The following is a 21,669-nucleotide window of genomic DNA, read 5'->3' as shown; positions in this document are numbered from 1 at the left end:
TATTGTTGCTATCCATGATAGCCATAATGTGAAGTGAACTATGAACAGAAAAGTTATCGATTTCGCGGTTATCTTTTTAGCCGTCTTTCTAGCAATTACCCTGAAGAATTATCTCGTTAATATGTTCTTCGAACAGCAGCAGATCTCTTTCCTGCTGGATACCCTGCTGCTTATCGTTGTCTATCTGCCGATTCTCCTGATCCTGCGAACCATAGGCAAAAAAATAGCGCCAAAATAGAGAAATAAAGCCTTCAGATAAACATTATCTCTGTAGGATAAGATCTGCCCAGTCAGAAGTGTGCGCTGCCTGGGCAGTGACAAATTGTAATATCCGATAAATACCTGTCTCTGACTCTGATGTTCAGGTGCGTCCCTTTCCCAATCAGTTCAGAACATATCGGTTTAGAACATGTCTGATTAGATCACAGAACATATACCGGATTGATTATCAGATTGTAACGTCACACACAGTCCATCTTGAGCCAGAAACAGGTTTTCACTGAAACAATCAGGCTGGCTAAGCGCCCAGTTTTCCAGCTCATGTCCGATGTGAATCAGCCCAACTTTTACAGGCTGGCACTCTTTTTTAATCGCCAGTATTTGTTCGACGGTACTGTGATTTCTCACTGCACCATCACCCCGAAATGCTTGCGGCGGATACCCACAATCAATAAACATCCATTCTACCGGATTCATTTTCAACCAGTTTTGAGCCAGTTCGCTTAGCCCAAATGTATCAGTCAGATAGGCCAGTCGTCGTCCCTGCCATTCAAAGACATAACCCAGACATGGCTTGGAATGATTCAAAGGCAGTGTGGTGATACGGATGCCTTCCCATTCAAAAGTCTCAAACGGTTTAAATGGCGGCTGAAAGGCCAATAAACCGGGATGTTTGTAGAGGTCGTCACACCCCAGTGAGTCATGGGGGCCATTGACCGGAATCCGCTCTTCCTGTGTGCGGAAAAAGCCAAACCTAAGGTCAAACAAGCTGTGTACATGATCCATGTGATAGTGAGTCAGCAGGATTCTATCAATCGACTTTGGTGGAAAACGTTCCAGTAAATTCGGTAAATTGGCGTCAATAATCAGCGTTTTTCCATTGTTCTGCACCATCGCCGAGGTTTTGTTACGACGATACTTCGGTTCATCCATCGCCCGGCGGCAAGCGGTACACTCACAACCGTACACCGGCAACATCGCGCTGTTACCTGTCCCTAAAAGTGTAAATTTCATATCAGCTGTTCTGCTACCTGAGTAAACTGATTCACAGTCTGACGGAGTGAGCCACTGTTATCCAGCACGATACTGTTTTGCGGACAAGCCCCCAGAAAAGTTTTCGCCCTAGCCAGCCGCTGCTGAATCATGGCATCGTTTTCACGGCCTCGCGCCCGAAGTCGCTGTGCCAGTACCTCCTCTGGTACATAAATCACGACCGGCACCAGTTGCTTACCGTATTTTTCCAGTGCCTGAGGCAGATATTCCCGCGACCCGTTGACCATCACATTGATACCTTTCGTCAGCCAGTCATCGACTTCAGCGCCTATACCGTACTGAAATCCGTTGGCTTCCCAGTCCATGGCAAACAGTGCCATGGACTTACGCACCTCGAATTCCTCCGGCGTCAGTTCAATGTAGTTTTCTCCCCCGGCATGTGCCGGCCGGGTAATATAACGGTGGGCCACCAGCAGACTTTCTGGTTGCTGTACCCGAATCAAACTCATCACGCTGTCTTTACCGGCACCTGATGGACCCGTCACATAAAATAACTTTGCCATTATTTTCCACTCTTATAATTAGCAAATAGACTGTCGCGGAATAATAAAATCAGTATATCTGCTGGCCGTTTTTATAGACTTGCTTAACCATAGGAAATCCCTGATCCAGTTCAACACGCACGACGTCAGCCATCCGGCCTGCCTCCAGCTGACCACGGTCCCGCATACCCAGCGCTTCTGCCGGATTGGCCGTAACCAGTGCAATAGCACCTGCAAGATCGTAGCCATTTTCCATGTCTGCAATCTGGAAGGCCGCCTGAAGCAAGCTTGCCGGATAATAGTCGGATGAAAGAATATCCAGCACTCCCAGCGCTGCCAGTTTGTAGGCAGCAATATTGCCGGAATGCGAACCACCACGCACTACATTTGGCGCGCCCATCAGCACCTTCAGCCCCTGTTGATGGGATGTCCGGGCGGCGTCCAGCGTGGTCGGAAACTCGGCCACCACCATACCGTCCTGTTTAGACTCCATCACGTGGCTTTCGAGGCCATCGTCATGGGAGGCCATCGGTACCCCCGCCTCACGGCATTTTGCCACGATAGCTTGGCGATTGACCGCCGAATAAAGACGCGCGCTTTCCGTTTGCTCAGCTTCAAATTTTGCCATCGTGCTGTCATCCCAGCCGTATTTCTTCTGATAGTAGGCACGGTATTGAGCTAAGGTGGCAAACTGACGCTGCCCCGGAGAATGATCCATGATCGACACCAGTTTCACGATGTCCGGATCAAACAAGGATTCGAACAGCTCGACGGTACTGACATTCGGCACTTCACAGCGCAAATGCAGCAAATGATCGACCCGGCAACGGTAGTCTGCGGCATGTTTTACCGCCTCCACCATGCGCGACAGGTTGGCCAGTCGGGTGCCGCCATCATTCACATAACCCACAGTCACCGCATCCAATACTGTGGTGATGCCACTGGCTGCACACACAGCATCGAATGACGTTAATGCTGAGCGCGCCGGCCATTCAGCATTCGGACGTGGGTTGAAGAACTTCTCCATATGATCCGTATGCAGTTCGACCAGACCGGGGATAAGATAATCCCCCCGGCAGTCGATGGCCGCGTCACGTTCACACCGCCCCGCTTCAATGCGGGAAATCTTGCCGTCTTCAATATACAGCGTGCCATCCATTACTTCGTTGAGCAGAACCAGTTTTGCGTTTGTCAGAATCATCACTTAGTACACCTGAGTCTCAATTTGTCTAGTCGCTGTTTTTCGCAATGTGTTTGTATAAAAACCAATCTATATCAATACATTAAATTCGAATCATTACTTGCCGGCTGACAGGGTATGAAGGCGATCGGCCACTGCGTCACGGGCGTAAGGGTCATGGAAAATGCCCACAATGGCAGCGCCGCGTTGTTTGGCCTGATGAATCAAATCAATCACCACATCGCTGTTTTGTTTATCCAGTGACGCGGTCGGCTCATCGAGCAATAGAATCGGGTAGTCCAGCATAAAACTCCGGGCAATGTTGACTCGTTGCTGCTCCCCGCCGGAAAAAGTCGCTGGCGCCAGCTGCCAGAGGTGTTCTGGAACATTTAAACGAGTCAGCAATTGAGCGGCTTTTTCATAACAAGTCGTCGGGCACACGCCGGTATTCAGCAGTGGCTCCATCACCACATCAATTGCTGACACACGTGGAATAACCGACAGAAACTGACTGACATACCCCATCGTTTGCTGCCGCAGGCGGACAATCTGACGCGGTGAAGCCTGTGCCAGATCCACCCAGTCGGTTTCGCCCCGACCATAGCGGATTTCAATCGCACCGTTGTCGATTTTGTAGTTACCGTACAGCGAGCGCAGCAAGGTACTTTTCCCCGATCCCGAATGACCGTGCAAAATAACGCACTCACCACTGTTTACGATCAGGTTAGCCCCTTGCAGCACAGGCAGTTTCACGCCATTTTGGTTATGCAGAATAAAGGTTTTACAGACATTGCTGGCTTTGATCATTTCCATCTCGGTTACCTCACGATCGATGAAACAAGAAGCTGGGTATAGGCGTGTTGCGGATCGTCAAGGATCTGATCAGTCAGCCCCTGCTCTACCACTTCGCTGCGGCGCATAACCAGCAGGCGATCAGCCAGCAGCCGTGCCACTCCCAAATCGTGGGTAACGAAAATCACCGCGATATTCAGCTCCATCACCAGACGGCGCAGCAAATCCAGGAATTTAGCCTGCACCGAGACATCCAGTCCGCCAGTCGGCTCATCCATAAACACCAGACGCGGACGAGTCACCAAATTACGGGCAATCTGCAGGCGCTGCTGCATGCCGCCGGAAAACTGTTTAGGCTTATCGTCAATACGATCGGCTGCCAGCTCAACGGCTTCCATCCAGGTCAGGCTTTCGTCACGAATATTGCCGTAATGACGTTCACCAATGGCCATCAGGCGCTCTCCGATGTTGCCACCGGCTGAAATGTTCATGCGCAAACCATCTTGCGGATGCTGATGCACTACCCCCCACTCAGTGCGCAGCAATTTACGCTGCTCACTGACCGGCATTTCAAACAAAGAATGCAGCTTGGCTGCGCGGTCGATATACAGAACCTCGCCACCATCAGCGGCAATTTGCCCTGAAAGCAGCTTTAGCAACGTCGATTTACCCGAACCGGACTCACCGACAATACCCAGCACCTCACCGGCAAACAGATCAAAGTTAATGTTCTGGCAGCCTTTGTTTTCGGCATACAACCGGGTGACATTGTTCACCTGCAAAAGCGGTTTTTCATCAAGAAGTATCATACTTACTCACTCCCGGCCTGATTGTGTGACGGACTGTGTCGATGGGCGACTTGGACTGGCTGTTCAGGCCTGTCTGTGCTGATCTGGTGGCCCTGAAACGTCACGAAGTCCACCTCCGCTTTGCCTTGTTGAGCCAAACTCTGACGGCAGTAATCGGTATCTGAGCAGATAAAAGTACGGTTTCCCGCTTCATCCACCACCACTTCATCCAGGAAGCTGTTTCCAGAGCCGCAAATCGCACAGGATTCTTCCCACTGCTGCACCTCGAACGGGTGGTCGTCAAAGTCCAGACTCTCAACCTTGGTGTAAGGCGGAATCGCATAAATGCGTTTCTCGCGTCCCGCACCGAACAGTTGCAGTGCCGGACTCATGTGCATTTTCGGGTTGTCAAATTTCGGAATGGGCGACGGACTGGTCAGATAGCGTCCATTAACGATAACCGGATAGTCGTAACTGGTCGCGATCTGGCCATATCGTGCAATATCTTCATATAATTTCACGTGCATCACACCATATTCCTCTAAGGCGTGCATGGTGCGTGTTTCAACCTCGCTCGGCTCGATGTATCGCATCGGCTCTGGAATCGGCACCTGATAAATCAGGATCTGATTTTCCGCCAGCGGCGTTTCCGGAATACGGTGCCGGGTCTGGATCAGTGTCGCTTCTGAGGTCACTTCCGTGGTGTTAGCCTCCGCCACTTTGCGGAAAAACTGGCGGATACTCACTGCATTCGTGGTGTCATCCGCTCCCTGATCAATCACTTTCAGGGTATCGTCCGGGCCAATCAACGCGGCCGTGAGCTGAATTCCGCCGGTTCCCCAGCCGTAAGGCATCGGCATTTCCCGCCCCCCGAAAGGCACCTGATAGCCGGGAATGGCAATGGCTTTGAGCAGCGTGCGGCGAATCATGCGCTTGGTGGACTCATCCAGATAGCCGTAGTTATAGGTTTGATTCATGGTGCCCGATCCTTATTTCGCTGCCCGCATCTGACGCAGCATATGCAGTTCTGACTGGAAATCCACGTAGTGCGGCAGGCGGAAGTGAGAAACAAATCCGACCGCATCCACGATGTCGCTGTGATACAGAATGAATTCCGGATCCTGTGCCGGAGAGCTTTGCTCTTCGCCGTATTCCTCGGCCTGCAAGGCACGATCAACCAACGCGACGGCCATGGCTTTGGTTTCGGCACGGCCAAAGGTCAGCCCGTAACCTCGGGTAAACTGAGGTGTTCGCTGAGCCGGAGAATAACCGTTGATCATCTGGCATTCAGTCAACTGAAGTTCGCCAATGCAGATCTCAAATCCCAGCTCTTCCGGTTCAAACCGGATTTCTGTCTGTCCGGTGCGCATTTCGCCGCAAAACGGGTGTGAGTCGCCGTAACCACGGATGATGGAATAGGCAATCCCTATCAGGAAACCCTCGTCACCTCGGATCAGGTTTTGCAGACGCGTCGGGCGCGTTGCCGGAAAAGCCAGCGGTGATTCGGTCAAATCATAAGGTTCTGCACCACTGTCATGCTCTTCCACCAGCAAGCCCGCTTTGGCGATCCAGTCAAAGGCATTGCCGCAGGTTAACGAGCTTGCTTCAACATGTTCTGTCGGTTCGTTTACCGGTTGCTTGCTGTCCTGATATTGGCTCTCCTGAAACTGGCTGTCCTGATTGCGGTTCTGTTTACCGCCCTTGGCTCCTGTCGCTGCCAGATTAGCTGCCACCTCAGGGCAGCCCGCCAGCAGTGAGAAATCCAGCAAACGGTGGGTGTAGTCATACGTCGGCCCCAGAATCTGCCCGCCAGGCAGGTCTTTGAATGTCGCCGACACCCGACGCTCAATCTGCATCGTCGCCGTATCAACCGGGTTTGCGATGCCAAATCGCGGTAACGTCGTGCGAAAGGCACGCAACAGGAAAATCGCCTCAATCAAATCGCCACTGGCCTGCTTAAATGCCAACCCTGCCAGTTCGCGATCATAAATCCCCCCTTCATTCATGATGCGGTCTACCACCAGCGGCAATTGCCCGGCAATTTGTGCCACAGACAGCCCGGCAACCGTAATGTCCCCTCGGCGTTTTTTCGCCAGCAAGTCATGCGCGGCATTGATGGCGGTTTCACCGCCTTTTACGGCAACGTACATACTCAGGCCTCCTTCACTTGGGCGGTACGGGGTAACGCCATCACTTTGTTCCGGGTGATGAACACCATATCCAGCCCGGCAGGGAACACATGCTGACGGTTGGTAAGATAATCCAGCGCGCTGGGATGCAGTCCTGTAACCCGAACCCGGGTTTCGGTGGCGATTCCCGGCCCAGACAGTAATAAGGTCACCGGGTGTTCAGCTCCCCTTTTAATCTCTTGACCAGCATCTTGTGACGAAACAGTCGTCTGCCCATCGTTTGCTGCCAGAGTGTCCTCTAGCTGCTCAACCTCAATCAGTAACGTGGTGCTGTGATGCGGGTTTTCATTGGTGCCACCATTAAACAACAGCCCGTTAAATGGCTGATGACCGTCAAGTAACGCAAACTCTGCCTGCGCAGGCAGACTGTGATACTGCGTATTGCACTGACAGTGAAAAGCGATATTGCGCATGATGGTTTCATGACGGAATGATTCCGCCAGATACAGTGAAGATTTGGCGTCCAATAGTGTCAGCAGCACACCAAAACTGGCAGGATGCATGCCATCGAGCGGCACACAATGTGGCAGGCTGGCAATCGTACCCGGACGCGCCATGGCATCCATCAGGACACGAAAGTTCTGTTGACTGTCAAATACCGGCGATGAAAGACCGGCAATCAGTTGAGCTGGTGCCATCAGTCATCCTCCCCACGGACTAAGGTGAAAAAATCCACCTTGGTTTTCAGGGTTTCTGCGGTGGCAGCCGCGCGTTTCGCCTGCTGAGTGGCGACCAATGGCTGCAAAATCTGATCGTCTGTCGCGGCAGCCCGCTCACTTTGCATTAAGGCGTCCACCACAGCGGCGATGTCGGCATGGGTTTTATCGCGACCCTGAATGTAGGCGAAGCCATTCAACCCGCTCTCCAACACAACCGACGCGCGGGTAACGGTCATATCGCCGATATTGAAGCGATCACCGGTATTACCCAGACGGCCACGCACCTGCACCAGCCCGCTTTCGGTCGGACGCAGATAAGAAAAATCGGGTTTGTCGGGAAACTGAGTCCAAAGTTGCTGTAACTGTTCACCGCTGGCCAGCGCCAGCGTTTTCATCCAACGCTGTCTGTCCTGGCGACTAAAAGCCGGGGCAGACATAGGTTCCGGAGTTGTCATGCTAGGTTCCTGAGATAACCAATTGATAGGTTCACTTTACCCATCAGCAACACTCAGAAATATCGAGAAGAACTTCCGCTTTACCTTAGTTTTTCTTAGTGAAACCCGGCGTTTTTACCGTCAGAGTAAACACAATTGTCACAATCTTCAGTTAGAAACAATCTTCAGTTAGAAAAGGTTATCTAAAAAGAATGAGAGAAATTGTGAAAAAGAACCGCCGCCTGCCCCCGCTCAATGCTCTGAAGGCATTTGAAGCTACCGCCAGACACCAAAGTATTACCAAAGCAGCCGAGGAGTTGTGCGTCACGCAAGCCGCAGTCAGCCAGCAGGTCAAATTACTCGAAGCGCATCTTGAGCGGCAACTGCTGCACCGAAATGGTCGGCATATCCGTCTGACTGATGAAGGTCGCCAGTATCTGCCGGTTTTAAACACCGCGTTTGACGCTCTGGCGGCTCAGACTCACGAGCTGTTTGGCCGCGGCAATACCACGGTGTTGCGCCTGCGCTGTACTTACAGTTTTGCCCAATGCTGGCTGACACCAAGGCTGGGCGATTTTGTCCGGCAATATCCGACAATTCGGTTGCGGGTGATACCGTCAAATACACCGGTGCCGGAAACCGACCACAATGAGCCTGATTTAGAAATTCTTAATGGCTATGGCAATTGGCTGAATAAACAAGTCGAGCAAATCACGGAAGATGAGTGGGTTGTGGTCGCCAGCAATACCCTGCTTACCCATTACCCGATGCCGGCCCCTTTGGGGCAGTTTGCCCAGTATCCGAAAATTGCCTCGATAGGCTATCGGGAAAGCTGGCAAGACTGGTTCTCGTTCGCAGCCGAAACTGGCGACAGTACTGGCAGGAAAACAAACGTCACACAAAGTGAAGCAGATGCTGTGGATCATACACACGCCGTTGAATTCGATGGCCAGTTGACTCCGCCACAACTGGAAGCCTTCAGCACATCACTAGCCATTCAAATGGCTGAATCCGGAGCGGGTTTTCTGCTGGCAAAACGCATTCTGGTGCAGTCTTCACTGGATGCCGGGAGGCTGCGCATTGTTCACCCGGTCACCATGCCTAGTCGCGGTCATCACTACCTGCTGACCAAAAGTAGCAATCCGGATCAGGTTGCAATCAAGCTGTTCAAGCAATGGCTGTACCGTAAACTGACGACGCATGATAAAGCGCGAAATGACGCTCTGGCGTGAATCGCACCTTAGATCAGTGAGAATCTGTCATCAAGTAACCGTCAGTGAGAAAAGCTATCAGCGAGAAATGTCTCTCCCGTCAGCCAGTTCATGCAGACAAGCTAGGCTACGGGTGAGAAGCGGATTCTGAGGCCTGATTTGAAAACAGGGTAAATGGGCTAATTACTCGGATAACGACATGGAATTAACGGTAGCCTGAGCCAGTTCCAGAATCCAGTCCGTAAAAACGTGCTCCCCTTCGTCACGAACGCCATTCATACGTAAGTAATACTGGCGCTGTCGGTTTCCGGCCAAAGGCGAGAGCTGTACCAGCTCCCCCGAATCCAACTCTTTGGCGATCAGCGCTTTAGGGCATAAGGCGATACCATTGTTGTTCATCGCCGCGATACGCATCATATTGAAATCGCTAAATACTGTCCCGCGATTTACTTTCGACACACCCGCAACAAGCTGGCTGGCGTATCGGTCATACCAACGCTGCCACGCCTGTGAGTCACCGTCATGCAGGAGCTCATACTGATTCAACTGGTCTGGCGAAAAGTGGCTGATCTTCGCCGCATATCCCCGGCCACAGACCGGCACGGTCGAACCACTGAACAAGACGCGCTCAGAGTCCGCCAACGCGTGATCAGTAAAACCCAGCACAATATCTGCGTGATCATCCCGCCCTGACAACTGGTAGTGCAGTTCCAGTTCTATCTGGGGAAAACGGTCTTTGAAGGCATGTATATTGGGCAGCAAAAAACAGGTAGCCAGTGATGGCAGGCTGTAAATCACCAGTTTATTCCTGACCGGACGCTTCCTATTGTCCGCCACTGCCGCGCGCAACTGGGCAAAAGGGTCAGTCAGCTGCGCCGCAAACTTGATCCCGTCTTCGGTTAAGGTCACCCGGTTTTGCTTGCGATAAACCAGCTTTTTACCCATCCATTGCTCTAAGCCTTTGATTTGACTAATCACTGCCGCATGTGTCACGAACATCTCTTTAGCCGCCTCAGAGTAGCTGCCCAAACGCGCCACAGCTTCAAAGTAATAAATTGATTTCAAAGGCATTTTCATAGTCAGCATCTTTCAGGTGTAAGTTTTTCTTACATTCTATGTGAGATTTAATGAGTTGTTAACCAATAAGCAACAAACCTATCATTCAGGGACTCTGATTAGCGCTAACAGAGATTTCGATGAACGTGTTTTTTTGAAGGATATTTTTATGTTTATCAGATCGTTGAATGATGTCGAAGGCTCTGAGCATTACGTGAACTGGGGCAATGGTACGAGCCATCGCCTGCTTACGCTTGCGGACAAGATGGGCTTTACCGTGTGCCACACCGTTGTGACCCGCGGCACTGAGTCGCTGCTTGAATACAAAAACCATCTGGAAGCCTGCTACTGCATTGGTGGCGAGGGCGAAGTTGAAACCATGGCTGGTGAGCGATTCCGCATTGTTCCGGGAACCATTTATGTTCTTGATGAGCATGACAAACACTATCTACGTGCCAGTGAAGACAAAGATCTGATTCTGGTCAGCGTGTTCAATCCCCCATTGAAGGGAACGGAAACCCACAACCTAAATAACGGCGATTCATCCGCTTACTAATAACGAAGAAGGTGAGCCGCACAGGGTCACTTAGCCCAAGGAAAAGGAGGCAGGTTATGTTTTATCTTCATGGATCTTTCTTACTATATTTGCTCAGTATGTTGCTGATTGGTTTCTATTTTTACAGACGCACCACCAGCACCTCAGACTATATCTTAGGATCGCGTAACCTGCCCCCCAGCGTTGCTGCACTCAGTGCCGGCGCCTCAGATTTAAGCGGCTGGGCCTTGATGGGCCTGCCGGGGGCTATCTATATCGGTGGCCTGAGTAACCTCTGGATTGTACTGTTTACGCTGATGGGCGTTTACGTAAACTGGAAATTCATTGCGCCTAAACTGCGGGTAATGACTGAAAAACTGGGCGATGCCCAGACGATTCCGGAGTACCTTCAAAACCGATTCAATGACCAGTCCAATATTCTGCGCCTGACTTCGTCGGCCGTCACTCTGGTGTTCTTTACCTTTTATGTCGCTGCCGGGCTGAGTGGTGGCGCGGTATTGTTTGAAAACACCTTCGGGATTGATTACCACACCGCACTGCTCGTCGGCGGAATAGTGATCGTGTCTTACACCTTCCTGGGCGGTTATCTAGCGGTCTGCTGGACCGACTTTTTCCAAGGGTTGATGATGGCGTTGTCTTTACTGGTTGTCGCCCTGGCACTGTTTTTTGTATCCAATGGTGATTCGGGAACCGCTTCATCGGCGGCAACATCGGCAGCCATGGTAAATGCCATTACCCTCAGCGATCTTCGTCCGGATCAAGGTTGGTTCTGGGGACTGCTGTCACTCAGCGGTTGGTGTATCGGCTATCTGGGACAACCTCACGTGCTGGTGCGCTTTATGAGTGTCCGCAGTGTCGAAGATATTAAAATCTCCCGTCGAATTGCGGTAATTTGGACCAGCATTACGATGATTTCCGCAGTACTGGTGGGCTTTTGGGGACGCAGTTACTTTGCCGATCCGCTGGAAAACGGAGAAACCATTTTTATTGCGCTGTCTCAGGCTATCTTCCATCCGTTTGTTGCAGGACTGATTATCGCTGGTGTACTGGCATCAATCATGAGCACAATCGACTCACAACTGCTGGTATGCTCGTCGACATTATCGGAAGATTTCTATCGCGCTTATGCCCGACCAAACGCATCAGACAAAGAAGTGCTGAATGTGGCACGCATGGCGGTACTGGTTGTGGCGCTAATCGGGTTCTATCTGGCCTATCAGAAAGCAGACTCTACGCTATTGAGCATGGTCGCTTATGCCTGGGGTGGTTTCGGTGCTTCTTTCGGGCCAGTCATCCTGTTCAGCCTGTTCTGGAAAAAAATGACGAGTCTGGCCGCCATTTCAGGGTTGATTGTCGGTTCTGTCGTGGCGCTTATCTGGAATCAGAATCAGGGCGGAATCTTTGATTTGTTTGGTGTTGTGCCTGGATTTATTACCGCCAGCCTAACCATCATCGCCATTACCCAATACCAAACAATGAAAGCGACAAACACAGAAACAGCCTACTAAGCACGTTATTGGGTATTGAGTTCAGTAAATTCATATCAAAGACCAAATTTTGATCACATCAATCTTTCCAAGGCATCCATTCTGGATGCCTTTTCTCCCGCCCTTTGCCAACAATACAACGCATTTTCACTACTTTACTGAGATACCTCACCATTCGCCAAAAAGTCACTTCACCTATGCCAAGAAGATCGCTTCTTATGCATTGTTTGTTCTAACTCACATTTGCTCCATTCCGTGTTACAACGTTGCTTTACAGGCAGATTGAGCTGTATTAGTTGAACAACTTTTAGTAATGATACAGAGTGTCCACTATTGATCAGATCACCGTTTCGAAAAGGAGGTTTAATGGCTATCAGTGTACGCGTTTTGAAGGCGAATCATGGGGATTGCATTCTGGTAACCCATAAAGGGCCTCACGGTACATTCAACCTTCTTATCGATGGTGGAAATGCCGGAACTTTCAAATACGGCCAGCAGGACCGTATGAAAGGCGAATTGTGCAAGTTGCTCGACGAGATCAAAGCACTGAATCAGCATATTGACTTAGTTATTTTGACTCATATTGATGATGATCACATCGGTGGGCTTCTCAAGGCTTTAAAATCTCCTGGTTACGGTCAGCTTGTAAAAAGTGTTTGGTTTAATTCGTCAAGATTAATTACGGATCACTTCAGTTTCCCTGAAATTCCAGCGAATGACATTTATTTGCCAGATTCATCTCCTGACACGAGTGTTCGACAAGGGAAAAAATTTGAAGATCTCCTAGATGAGCTAGGAGTAGAACGTAGCCATATAATTATGGCTGGGCAGAAAATAGTCAAAGGCCCTTTTACGTTTAAAATATTATCACCAAATGAAACTCAGCTTCGAAAGCTCCTGTGTATTTGGCCAGTAGAAAAAACCTCACCTAACACATCCGCGGATGTGACCGACTACTCTCTGAGTTTGGAACAGCTCTGGGTGGACGACAGTTTCGAGAGCGACACCTCAATAGCCAATGGAAGCTCAATCGCTTTCATGCTACAGGCAGACGATCAGAGAATGTTATTCTTGGGGGATGCCTATGATACCTGCATTGTCGAAAGCTTAAAGCAACTAGGTTATAACGAGCAGAACAAGTTGCAGCTGAGCTTAGTGAAAATTTCGCATCACGGAAGTCAATACAATACCAGTTCTGATTTTTTGAGTATGATTTCTGCTACGCATTACGTTATCTCCACTAACGGGGCAAGGCACGGACTGCCCAATAAAAGAACAATTGCAAGAATTCTCGCTGCTGGGGATGGAAAAATTTGTTTCAACTACCCTGAAGTCGCTGCTTCAATGTTGCTTCCCAATGAGCAGCATCAATATGCTGGACGCTTGGATGTTGTTGGTCAGATAGAGTTTGAACATGACGCCTGATGAGCTGATAATTTCTTATGCTGTAAAAATAAACGGCGGAAGCGGAGTTCTCGTTGGTGCGCTCTCGCAGGACTACACTTATGTATTCACAGCCAAGCATGTATTGAGCGCGACCAATAAAGTCACCCGAAGTGGAGTTTCGCTTCAAATAATTGATGAGCCATATCTGCACCCAACACTTGATTGCGCAGTAATAAAGGTTGAATTTCAACAGAATGTAAAGCAGCGTAATTGGTTAGGAAATTTGCCATCAGGGGCTGCGCTTTCATTTGTGGGATTTCCTGACACTAACACCAATACCGATATACCCTACAAGATTTATACAGGCGTCCAAAATAGCATGCTTAATAATGTAGTGGTTTGTAATCTCAACAACAGTCCAGCGCAAGATGCGATTGTTGGCATGTCTGGTGGCGGTCTGTATCACGTGTGCAACGGTTACCCTTACCTGGTGGGTGTTGAGTCTCGAATGGATGATGAAGACGAGAATCTGCGATGGGGCCGCATACGTTGCTTTTCCGTGGACATCTTCGAAGAAATCATTGCTCAGTATGATCTTGCCTTAATGGCTCCTAGCTTCATGGCGTGCTTTTCACAGCTTAAGGATGATCTTTTTTATTTCAATGCCGCAAATCCAGACAATCTAGTGAAACTTAACAAAAAGCTGCATGAGTATGCCGATGCACTGATAGCTCTGGGGCTGCCACCTCCGCATGAACTGATGACGCGCTACAACAAAAAGTTGCTGGTGGGTCATGAAACTCAAGCTGCTGTGTTGGATAGAGATCTGTGGATTGCATATTTTGAATTTGCAATCGTTTGCGCTTTGATTGATGAGCCAACAAATATTGATGAGGACTACATAAAGGGTTTGGAGAAGCGACGCAGGTTTGTCTACTCTGGCAGTAATGCTCACTGGATTAGACATCTTTCGGAGATTTTGAAAGCAGCAAGGTCCACGTTGGACGAACATGGAATTATGATTATTAGCTCTCCTCAAGAGGAGGCTCCCTGTCTTCCAGACGAGGAAGACTTGGAAGAGGTTATTGACGATATTGCCTCAGCCCCTACACCAGGAACTGGTGGAAGAATTGATGATGTGCACAGCCAAGTATATAAGACTTACACGGTCGCGCATATGAAAGGGTTGCGCAATAAGTATGTGCTGAAAAAGCATCGCGAGTATGGGCTTGCCCGTCCGAGCGAGCAACTGAAAATATTCAGGGATTATTATAATGAAGTTATTAAGTAGGGAGCACGACTTTAACTTTCTGACCTCCGAAGTCGATGGGGTCAGGTTTGAGTTGTTTGCTTCTAGCCAATCCTTTTTAACTTGTATCGTTTGTTGGTTTGAGTCGTCAACTGACGTCATGATGAACTGGCAGGCAATTCAAAGCATAGTATCAGTTAGGTTTAAGCCAGAAGGAGGGCATTCAAAATGGAATGTGTATTTGATTTTGATGTGCCCAGATAGCCTTGAGATTCGGGATAAATATGTAATTCAAAATGACCGCTACGCGGCAAGGAAGATCATATTGGATGGGCTCGGTGAGTTACCTGATTCTCCGGATGTTGAAAAATTGGTAAACGTAGCGTTATTGGGAACGGATCTCGAGCTAGCACCAGTTTCGTATAATTCCAAAGATGACTTAGAAACACCCATTGCAGCAATTGTAAAAGGTGTACCCTCAGGTTCCAGTGTTGGTGCGAAAGAAGCGCGCAGTGAAATGATCAACAAACTAATCGAGTTTTTGTCAGAAAATGAAAATAAAAAAAGTTGAGATCGAGGGCTTCCGCGCTTACAAGTACAAAAAAGACGGGACCTTTGATTTTACAAATGAGAGTGGTGAGCCGTCGAATTTTGTTGCTATTTATGCCCCTAATGGATTCGGCAAGAGCTCTTTTTACGATGCCGTAGAATGGGCTTTCACTGATAATCTTGAGAGGTATACCAATAGTCACAATAAGAAAAATAATGAGCTGGCGGCAAAAGGCACAAAGCAACTTCAGGTTCCTCAAAAGATACTTCGAAATACGGAGGTGTTGGATGACGTGCCTACGTACGTATCTGTAATCACAACCACGAAAAAATTCGAACGAAAGCTGAAAAAGCCAAGGTCGAACTCAAGCGATCTCACTTTTAAGGCAACTAAGAAAAGTGAAGATGTAGAAGTCTACAAGAGAGTTATACTATCCCAAGACGCAATCGACCGTTTCCTTCGCGAGGCAAAACCTCAGGAAAGATATGATCTTTTCATGGGTTTTTTTGGTGGAAGTGCTGAAACTCTACGCCAAGAAATGACCTTGCTAATCAATGAGAACGAATCGAAAATCGTTACGCTGCTGGCCGAGCGATCAAGAATCGAGTCTCAGCTAAATAATCCGGTCGACTCCCGAATATTCGAAGACTTTAATACTCTTGCAGCCGCCCTTAACTCTCAAGGTGAAGCAATTGTCTTTGTCGATGAGAACTTTGATACGCTTGCTGAACACCAAATACTGTTATCGATCGTCACTCGGACGCAAGCGCTTAATGCTGAGCGGGCTGCGACTCAACAACGACATGCTGCGTTATTGCTACAATTATCAGGGCTTCCTGGCTTTAAGCGTAATCTAGAGTTATTGCCGCAGCAGAATTCATATGTCAACAGTCTATCGAAAGGCTTGCAGGATTCAGTCAAATATCAACAGCTCACTGCAGCACATAGTCGCGGCCTTACTGAATGGCAGTCAATTAGTGATGAGTTGAAAGTTCTGGAGGAGGTTATTGCCCAGGTTCCTTCGTTTATTGCTGATGAAGAGGTTAGAGTACAATCTGTTGGTCAATTGCCTGCACTAACCGCAGAAAAAAACCGATTAACCGCGGAGCTTAAAACGGCCGAAACATCTGCCGTTGGCACCAAGAAATCAATTGCAGATCTCGATCAAAGGGCGTTGGAGCTTCAGTCATTGATCGCAACTAGTCCAGCTATTTACTCCGAAATTGCTGCCAGAGAAGCCGGCCTGATTGGGCTGAAAGTTGACTTAAGTGCCAAGCTCACTTCCCTCCAGCTCACTGTAGCGGAGCTGGACGCCGTTGCTTCGCAACTTAACAAGATCCCCTCCTTGCCAATCACTGCTGATACCCTGCTATATGGTGATACCAGCTACCTAGGCTTGCCCGATGACTTCATCGTCAAAGTTCAGGTTGCTCATGAAGAATTAGCTGCATTACGCTTACACGACCAGTCGATTAAAACGACTCAAGTAGCTCTTACTCAGCAAATGGAAGCTGTCGAGAGCCTTGTTTCACTCGGTATCTCTTACCTCTCAAAATGGCCCAGCGCTAAGTGTCCACTGTGCCGACTACCCCACCCAACATCTGATGCCTTAATCGCAGCGGTTAAGAATAATGACTTGCTAACGTTAGTTGCAAAGCAGAATGCACAAGAGTTAGAGAATATCGCACTTCGTATCCAGTCGCTTTCAGCAGAAATTGATTCTCATGTTGATGAGGCCCAGAAGAAACATTCAGAACACTTATCGTCGTTACGACAGAAGCTCAATGATTTTAGTTCACGGGTCACTGAGTTAGAGAGTCAAAGAACACGTCTTGCAGCAAGTGTTGATACAGCTGAGCGTACGCTTAAGTCATTGAAAGAGAGGGTTTGGGATGTTGACTCGCAAGAATTGAGAAAACGCGTCGACGCGGAGTTAGCTGTTGCATCGGAGCGACGACCTTTTTTGTCGCAGCAACTGGCCTCAGTCGAACATTCGGTTACTTCGCTCCGTACCCAAATTCAAATTCTCGAAAATCAGATATTGGGATTAGTAAACCTGATACACGAGATAACGAACAAAACCTCGTATGAAAAAGTTAAAGCCTTTATCTCCAAAGAAGCTGTTGCTGAGAGCAGGACCCTTGCCTTAAGCTGCGATAGAAAAAAAACTGAACTAACAAAAAAAATTAATGAGCTGGGTGAACAACTTGCCCAACTATTAGGCGAGTGTAACGAACTTCAAAGCATAATGAATTCGGAAGGTAATTGGATTGATTTTGCGGTTTTAGCGTCTAATAAAGACGAAGCAGTCAGGCATCTGAATGATACTGAGGCTGCTATCACTACGTTTGTTCAAACTGTTGATCGGCTAGCCGGAAAGCCTCTCGGAAAGGATCCTGATCTAATCGAACGGGAAATCAATGAACTGACACCAGAGCTACTTCGTCGTGATAATGTACTGGCCGCCAAAATCCAATCATTTGATTTACTGACGGAGCAGCTTAAGACGTTCAAACCTTACTTTGATGGTTTAAAGTTGCGAGACCAGTTAAAAGTGGTCGAGCATGATCTTTCTCTACATAGATTAGTAGAAAGTAAGCTCACAGCTGAAAGAGAGAGCGTTGTATCGAAGCTGAAGGAGAGGGTTAAAGAGTTCTTTTTTACCGACTTGATTAATGCCATTTACAGCAAAATTGATCCGCATCCGTCATTCAAAACTGTTCAATTTATAGTTGACTTTGAATCTTATGAAAAGCCGGGATTGAATATTGTATTGCAAGATGAGAGAGGTGACATAATTTCTCCAATGCTATATTTCAGTGCCGCTCAGCTCAATATTCTTAGCCTGAGCGTTTTTCTTGCTAACGCTTTACACGCGACGGACAAATCTGGAACACCTCTGGACGTGATAATGATTGATGACCCAATTCAGTCAATGGACTCCATTAATGTTCTGGCTACTATTGATTTGTTGCGAAACGTCTCGGAAAGATTTAATAAGCAAATCATTATTTCCACACATGATGAAAACTTCTTTGGTTTACTCAAGCGTAAGATTCCTACCGATGTCTTCAATTCAAAATTTTTGCAACTTGAAAGCTTTGGAGTTGTGGGACAAGGCTAACGAGTGGAATTGATATGATGCTCCCCGAGCGGCTTTTTAGAAAGCAGTAGTAGCCGCTATGGGGAATAATAATTTTAGTTTGCTAGAGGCGTTGTTTCTAAGAATGCTGCGAATAAGTCGCTGATGTGAAATCATGTATTCATCCAGTTTGCCAAGGAACAGATCTGCTTATGGGGCATTAACTTTCGTTGGCCGATAGCGAATTCTCCTGTAAGCACGAAGTCAGACTCGTAAGGAAATCTTTCTGTCCCGGATGGATGCGATTCTTCTTTGGGCAAAGCTCTTAGCTGTTATCGAACCGGTTTAGCCTAAAGCTAAAAAATCTTAAGGAATTGCAATGAATTTAGTTTGTAGTGGAAAACTGAATTTAGTGAACTAAATGGAGGTGTATCATGCTCATACAAAGCTTCGAAGAGAGGCGTCTTTGCCATACCTGATGTAATTTAGCGCTGGCTAAATTAGTGATCTCGCTGGCAAGGTTTTGTCCAGAGACGTACCAGCACGATCACCGCTAGCACGTTTATGCCCCAAAAAGTGTTTAGATATCAGTAAACCTTCATAAGAATAATTTGGTCACCAGATTATTGACTAAACTCCGCCTATCAAGCAATTCAACAATCGTCAGATCTCTGGGCAACACTACACACCACAATCAATGATGAATGATGCGTAGCGAAACAAAAAGATTAGCTAATCAGTACGTGTTACTCAGAAACAACAGTCCACTTCATTAGGCTTTGTTCTGCTTCGTCACACTGAATCAGTTGAAGTGGTCGCTTTACCCACGAGCCGGCTTTTTGTGTTTCCGATGTCACCGCCAAATAGTAGCTTGTATCTGTTTTAAGTCTGAATGCTTGGTCTTCTTCGGTATAAACAAAGCCTTGGTGCTTTTGATTTACATCCTGTATTTGTTTTTTTGCACAATACCTCAGCGTAATCAAGGTTTAACTTCTATATTCATACTGCAATAAAAAATAGACTAAAGTAAGGACTACTTATGTTAAATAAAACCGTCAGTAAGAGCTTTGCGTGCTTGTTAGGCATTGGGCTAATTGGCTGCACGATACAGCTTGCTCCTGCTCCATCAGATAAGATTTTAGAAGAATCACAATCATCATTAATTGATGGTTTGACTCTCTTAGATTCCATGAAGTTTGGCGCACCAAATGGCTCGTATGACTCCAGAAAAGACACCTACTCCGCTTTAATAGGTAAGCTTGAGTCTGTAGCTACCCTTATAGAAGTAAGACTTCCACCAGCGGATCTCGAATCAGATGCCGTAAAAAAGATCATAGAAAGTTCAAGCAGTAATTTGCCCGCTCTTGAACTTACCGAAGCACTAGAGAAAGCCGATCACAAAGCAAGCCTGAATGCGCTTGGCGAGATCACTTACTTACAGGCCATTGATAAAGCATGCTCAAGTATGGCTAATGCAGAGGAAGGCATTAAACCTACAATCATATCTTGGACAAATTCAAAAGGCGAAAAAGTAGAGGTTAAACCAGCCCCTAAAAATGGCATGTGCCCGACAGCCGGTCATGTAGCAATAGCCAAGAAAGGTTTCACTGTAAGCATGCAAGCTGTGACTTTTTATGAACAGTTACTATTTGATTTGAAGGGAGAAGAATAGATGAGTGAATTTAATATTGACGAGGTCGTAGGTGATGTGGCAACAAACGTCAGATCTCTATTTGATTCTAATCAACCGAAGCTAAAGGCTTTTATACGCTCGCAAGCACGAGGTTCTGTTGAATACGCAGCGGAAATTGCCGAACACCTTGTGAATGGCAATATCCAAGAATCGGAAGCAAAAGTTTATCTCGATAGACTAGAAGAGATGGTAACAGCATCTGCATACGTGATTATTGGTAGTGCTATCGCCCTGTTTGAGGCTGTCTGGAATGCTATCGTGAACACTATTTGGAATGCGCTAGAAGCCGCATTAACAGGAGTATTAAACGCTGCCCTACCTATCCCCGACATCAGTGTTGATGACTAACCTCTAACAACTAAGCCTCTGTCTATCAGAGGCATAATCCTTTAACTTGAGAACATCCCCAAAACACCTAAACACTGTGGTTAAGTGAAATTAGCCACTATTATGTCTGCAAAGCGCATGGTTGCATTACATGAGGTGTTGTGGATGAGTTGATTTGGCCAAAGGATAAGAGGATTTGCCATATCTCTGATTATCCGTTAAATACTAATTTAGCAAAATCACTGACTCATTTTTGTCCAAAACCGTGTTGAGTGTTGCCAATACCCCCAACGAACAACACAACATCCTTAGAGGATGCCTTTTCACTGAAGTTTGTTGCTTTTCGCCGGGTCAGATTAAAGCCAGGCCGCCGTTCAGGCATATGTGGGATCTGTATTTGCGAGCTACGTGAAGGCTATGTTGAATATAGCGAGGAATCATTAAAACCGGTGTCTGAAAACAAGACCTCCGGTGTTGCGCCCGCCCTAAAGGGAACGTCGAGCTGGGAATATAACAGGATAAATTCAAATCAATTAAGTTGCCGAAAAGGAGCTGAGGCATGTTTCAACCATCCATTTTTCGCGAAGAACGTATAGCCGTTTTGCAGGAAATGATTCGCATGAATCCCTTTGCGAGTTTGGTCTCCATGCAAGAAGGTGAAATCATCGCCGATCATCTTCCCATGGTCATTCATCCTGAATTATCTGAGCGAGGAATCCTGCGTGGACATGTGGCACGCGGCAACCCAATAGGAAAGAAGCTGGACGACACAATCCCGGTACTTGTCATGTTTCAAGGACCTCATCACTACATTACGCCGTCATGGTATCCATCAAAAGAGGAGCACGATAAAGTCGTACCGACGTGGAACTATGTTGTTGTCCATGCCCGCGGCAAGATCACACTTCACCATGACGAAAACTGGATTCTTTCACATCTGAATGAACTCACCAACCGAAACGAATCGGGACGAAAAGAACCCTGGAAGATCGCTGATGCGCCTGACGATTTCATCGCTCGCCAACTGAGGGGAATCATCGGGATTGAAGTCGAAATCACCGCGTTACAAGGAACCTGGAAAGTCAGCCAGAATAAAAACAAGGAAGATAATCAAGGCGTGGTCAAAGGGTTGAGAATGGAATCCTCTGAGGTGGCGAGTACGATGGCTGGTTGTGTTACTGAACACTTTGATAAGCCAGACAGCCCTTAAGCCTGCTCAGTATCCAAAAGCACAACGTTACGACAGGCGAACGGAGTGCTGGGTTCGCCAGATGGT

The 21,669-nt window shown here is 47.8% G+C and carries 21 protein-coding genes and 2 pseudogenes; 12 read left to right on the top strand and 11 right to left on the bottom strand.

The features are described from left to right. The first annotated feature begins 40 nt into the window (after positions 1-40). Positions 41-238, top strand: coding sequence for a hypothetical protein (locus C9I92_RS08590; protein WP_047884691.1), 198 nt, complete (start codon positions 41-43; stop codon positions 236-238). A gap of 179 nt (positions 239-417) precedes the next feature. On the opposite strand, the gene phnP is transcribed toward C9I92_RS08590, so the two are convergent. The 9 genes from phnP to phnG form a co-directional block, all read right to left on the bottom strand. Further along, complete coding sequence (gene phnP / locus C9I92_RS08585; protein ID WP_047884692.1) at positions 418-1,233, bottom strand: phosphonate metabolism protein PhnP; 816 nt, start codon at positions 1,231-1,233, stop codon at positions 418-420. Continuing rightward, positions 1,230-1,775: a ribose 1,5-bisphosphokinase gene (phnN, locus tag C9I92_RS08580; protein ID WP_047884693.1), complete on the bottom strand. Its 546-nt coding sequence runs from the start codon at positions 1,773-1,775 to the stop codon at positions 1,230-1,232. Before phnN ends, phnP begins: the two co-directional genes overlap by 4 nt. Before the next feature lie 49 nt (positions 1,776-1,824). Next, positions 1,825-2,955: an alpha-D-ribose 1-methylphosphonate 5-triphosphate diphosphatase gene (phnM, locus tag C9I92_RS08575; RefSeq protein ID WP_047884694.1), complete on the bottom strand. Its 1,131-nt coding sequence runs from the start codon at positions 2,953-2,955 to the stop codon at positions 1,825-1,827. 96 nt (positions 2,956-3,051) lie between these two features. Beyond that, positions 3,052-3,741 (bottom strand): phosphonate C-P lyase system protein PhnL, encoded by a 690-nt coding sequence (phnL, locus tag C9I92_RS08570; protein ID WP_047884871.1) that lies wholly within the window; start codon positions 3,739-3,741, stop codon positions 3,052-3,054. Positions 3,742-3,752: 11 nt separating this feature from the next. Continuing rightward, positions 3,753-4,535, bottom strand: coding sequence for a phosphonate C-P lyase system protein PhnK (phnK, locus tag C9I92_RS08565; RefSeq protein ID WP_047884695.1), 783 nt, complete (start codon positions 4,533-4,535; stop codon positions 3,753-3,755). A gap of 2 nt (positions 4,536-4,537) precedes the next feature. Continuing rightward, on the bottom strand, positions 4,538-5,491 hold the full coding sequence (locus C9I92_RS08560; protein WP_084712521.1) for an alpha-D-ribose 1-methylphosphonate 5-phosphate C-P-lyase PhnJ: 954 nt from the start codon (positions 5,489-5,491) through the stop codon (positions 4,538-4,540). 12 nt (positions 5,492-5,503) lie between these two features. Then, entirely contained in the window at positions 5,504-6,664 is a 1,161-nt protein-coding gene (locus C9I92_RS08555; RefSeq protein WP_047884696.1) for a carbon-phosphorus lyase complex subunit, read from the bottom strand. Between the two features lie 2 nt (positions 6,665-6,666). After that, a complete protein-coding gene (gene phnH, locus C9I92_RS08550) occupies positions 6,667-7,341 on the bottom strand; it encodes a phosphonate C-P lyase system protein PhnH (RefSeq protein WP_047884697.1) in 675 nt (224 codons plus the stop codon). After that, positions 7,341-7,817 carry a phosphonate C-P lyase system protein PhnG gene (gene phnG / locus C9I92_RS08545; RefSeq protein ID WP_211263827.1) on the bottom strand — a complete coding sequence of 159 codons (477 nt, stop codon included), beginning with the start codon at positions 7,815-7,817 and terminating at the stop codon, positions 7,341-7,343. Before phnG ends, phnH begins: the two co-directional genes overlap by 1 nt. A 203-nt stretch (positions 7,818-8,020) precedes the next feature. On the opposite strand from phnG, the gene C9I92_RS08540 reads away from it, so the two are divergent. Further along, entirely contained in the window at positions 8,021-9,028 is a 1,008-nt protein-coding gene (locus C9I92_RS08540; protein ID WP_053061777.1) for a LysR substrate-binding domain-containing protein, read from the top strand. Positions 9,029-9,190: 162 nt separating this feature from the next. Here C9I92_RS08540 and C9I92_RS08535 read toward each other — a convergent pair whose 3' ends face one another. Continuing rightward, on the bottom strand, positions 9,191-10,084 hold the full coding sequence (locus C9I92_RS08535) for a LysR substrate-binding domain-containing protein (RefSeq protein WP_047884699.1): 894 nt from the start codon (positions 10,082-10,084) through the stop codon (positions 9,191-9,193). A 148-nt stretch (positions 10,085-10,232) separates the two neighbouring features. Here C9I92_RS08535 and C9I92_RS08530 point away from each other — a divergent pair, with 148 nt between their 5' ends. From C9I92_RS08530 to C9I92_RS25670, 7 genes and pseudogenes are all read left to right on the top strand, one after another. Further along, positions 10,233-10,619: an ectoine synthase gene (locus C9I92_RS08530; protein WP_047884700.1), complete on the top strand. Its 387-nt coding sequence runs from the start codon at positions 10,233-10,235 to the stop codon at positions 10,617-10,619. Between the two features lie 56 nt (positions 10,620-10,675). After that, positions 10,676-12,127: a sodium/proline symporter PutP gene (putP, locus tag C9I92_RS08525; RefSeq protein ID WP_047884701.1), complete on the top strand. Its 1,452-nt coding sequence runs from the start codon at positions 10,676-10,678 to the stop codon at positions 12,125-12,127. Between the two features lie 345 nt (positions 12,128-12,472). Beyond that, complete coding sequence (locus tag C9I92_RS08520) at positions 12,473-13,531, top strand: ComEC/Rec2 family competence protein (protein WP_047884702.1); 1,059 nt, start codon at positions 12,473-12,475, stop codon at positions 13,529-13,531. Next, positions 13,521-14,783 carry an ABC-three component system protein gene (locus C9I92_RS08515; protein WP_047884703.1) on the top strand — a complete coding sequence of 421 codons (1,263 nt, stop codon included), beginning with the start codon at positions 13,521-13,523 and terminating at the stop codon, positions 14,781-14,783. The genes C9I92_RS08520 and C9I92_RS08515 overlap by 11 nt, the downstream gene beginning before the upstream one ends. Beyond that, positions 14,767-15,312, top strand: coding sequence for an ABC-three component system middle component 1 (locus tag C9I92_RS08510; RefSeq protein WP_047884704.1), 546 nt, complete (start codon positions 14,767-14,769; stop codon positions 15,310-15,312). Before C9I92_RS08515 ends, C9I92_RS08510 begins: the two co-directional genes overlap by 17 nt. Next, positions 15,293-18,415, top strand: a complete 3,123-nt coding sequence (locus C9I92_RS08505; protein ID WP_047884705.1) for an AAA family ATPase — start codon at positions 15,293-15,295, stop codon at positions 18,413-18,415. Before C9I92_RS08510 ends, C9I92_RS08505 begins: the two co-directional genes overlap by 20 nt. Positions 18,416-18,603: 188 nt before the next feature. After that, positions 18,604-18,716, top strand: a pseudogene (locus C9I92_RS25670) (IS5/IS1182 family transposase); the annotation flags it as partial. Between the two features lie 403 nt (positions 18,717-19,119). On the opposite strand, the pseudogene C9I92_RS25865 reads toward C9I92_RS25670, so the two are convergent. After that, a pseudogene (locus C9I92_RS25865) lies at positions 19,120-19,305 on the bottom strand (ricin-type beta-trefoil lectin domain protein); the annotation flags it as partial. 107 nt (positions 19,306-19,412) lie between these two features. On the opposite strand from C9I92_RS25865, the gene C9I92_RS08490 reads away from it, so the two are divergent. From C9I92_RS08490 to C9I92_RS08480, 3 genes are all read left to right on the top strand, one after another. Next, positions 19,413-20,045: a hypothetical protein gene (locus tag C9I92_RS08490; protein WP_047884707.1), complete on the top strand. Its 633-nt coding sequence runs from the start codon at positions 19,413-19,415 to the stop codon at positions 20,043-20,045. Further along, a complete protein-coding gene (locus tag C9I92_RS08485; RefSeq protein WP_047884708.1) occupies positions 20,046-20,414 on the top strand; it encodes a hypothetical protein in 369 nt (122 codons plus the stop codon). It abuts the gene before it with no gap. A 538-nt stretch (positions 20,415-20,952) separates the two neighbouring features. Continuing rightward, entirely contained in the window at positions 20,953-21,603 is a 651-nt protein-coding gene (locus C9I92_RS08480) for an FMN-binding negative transcriptional regulator (RefSeq protein WP_047884709.1), read from the top strand. Positions 21,604-21,669: the final 66 nt, after the last annotated feature.

This window comes from Photobacterium ganghwense, assembly GCF_003025595.1.
Taxonomy (GTDB): Bacteria; Pseudomonadota; Gammaproteobacteria; order Enterobacterales; family Vibrionaceae; genus Photobacterium; species Photobacterium ganghwense.
Note: the sequence above shows the minus strand (reverse complement) of the source record. Positions and strands in the feature narration are given on the sequence as shown.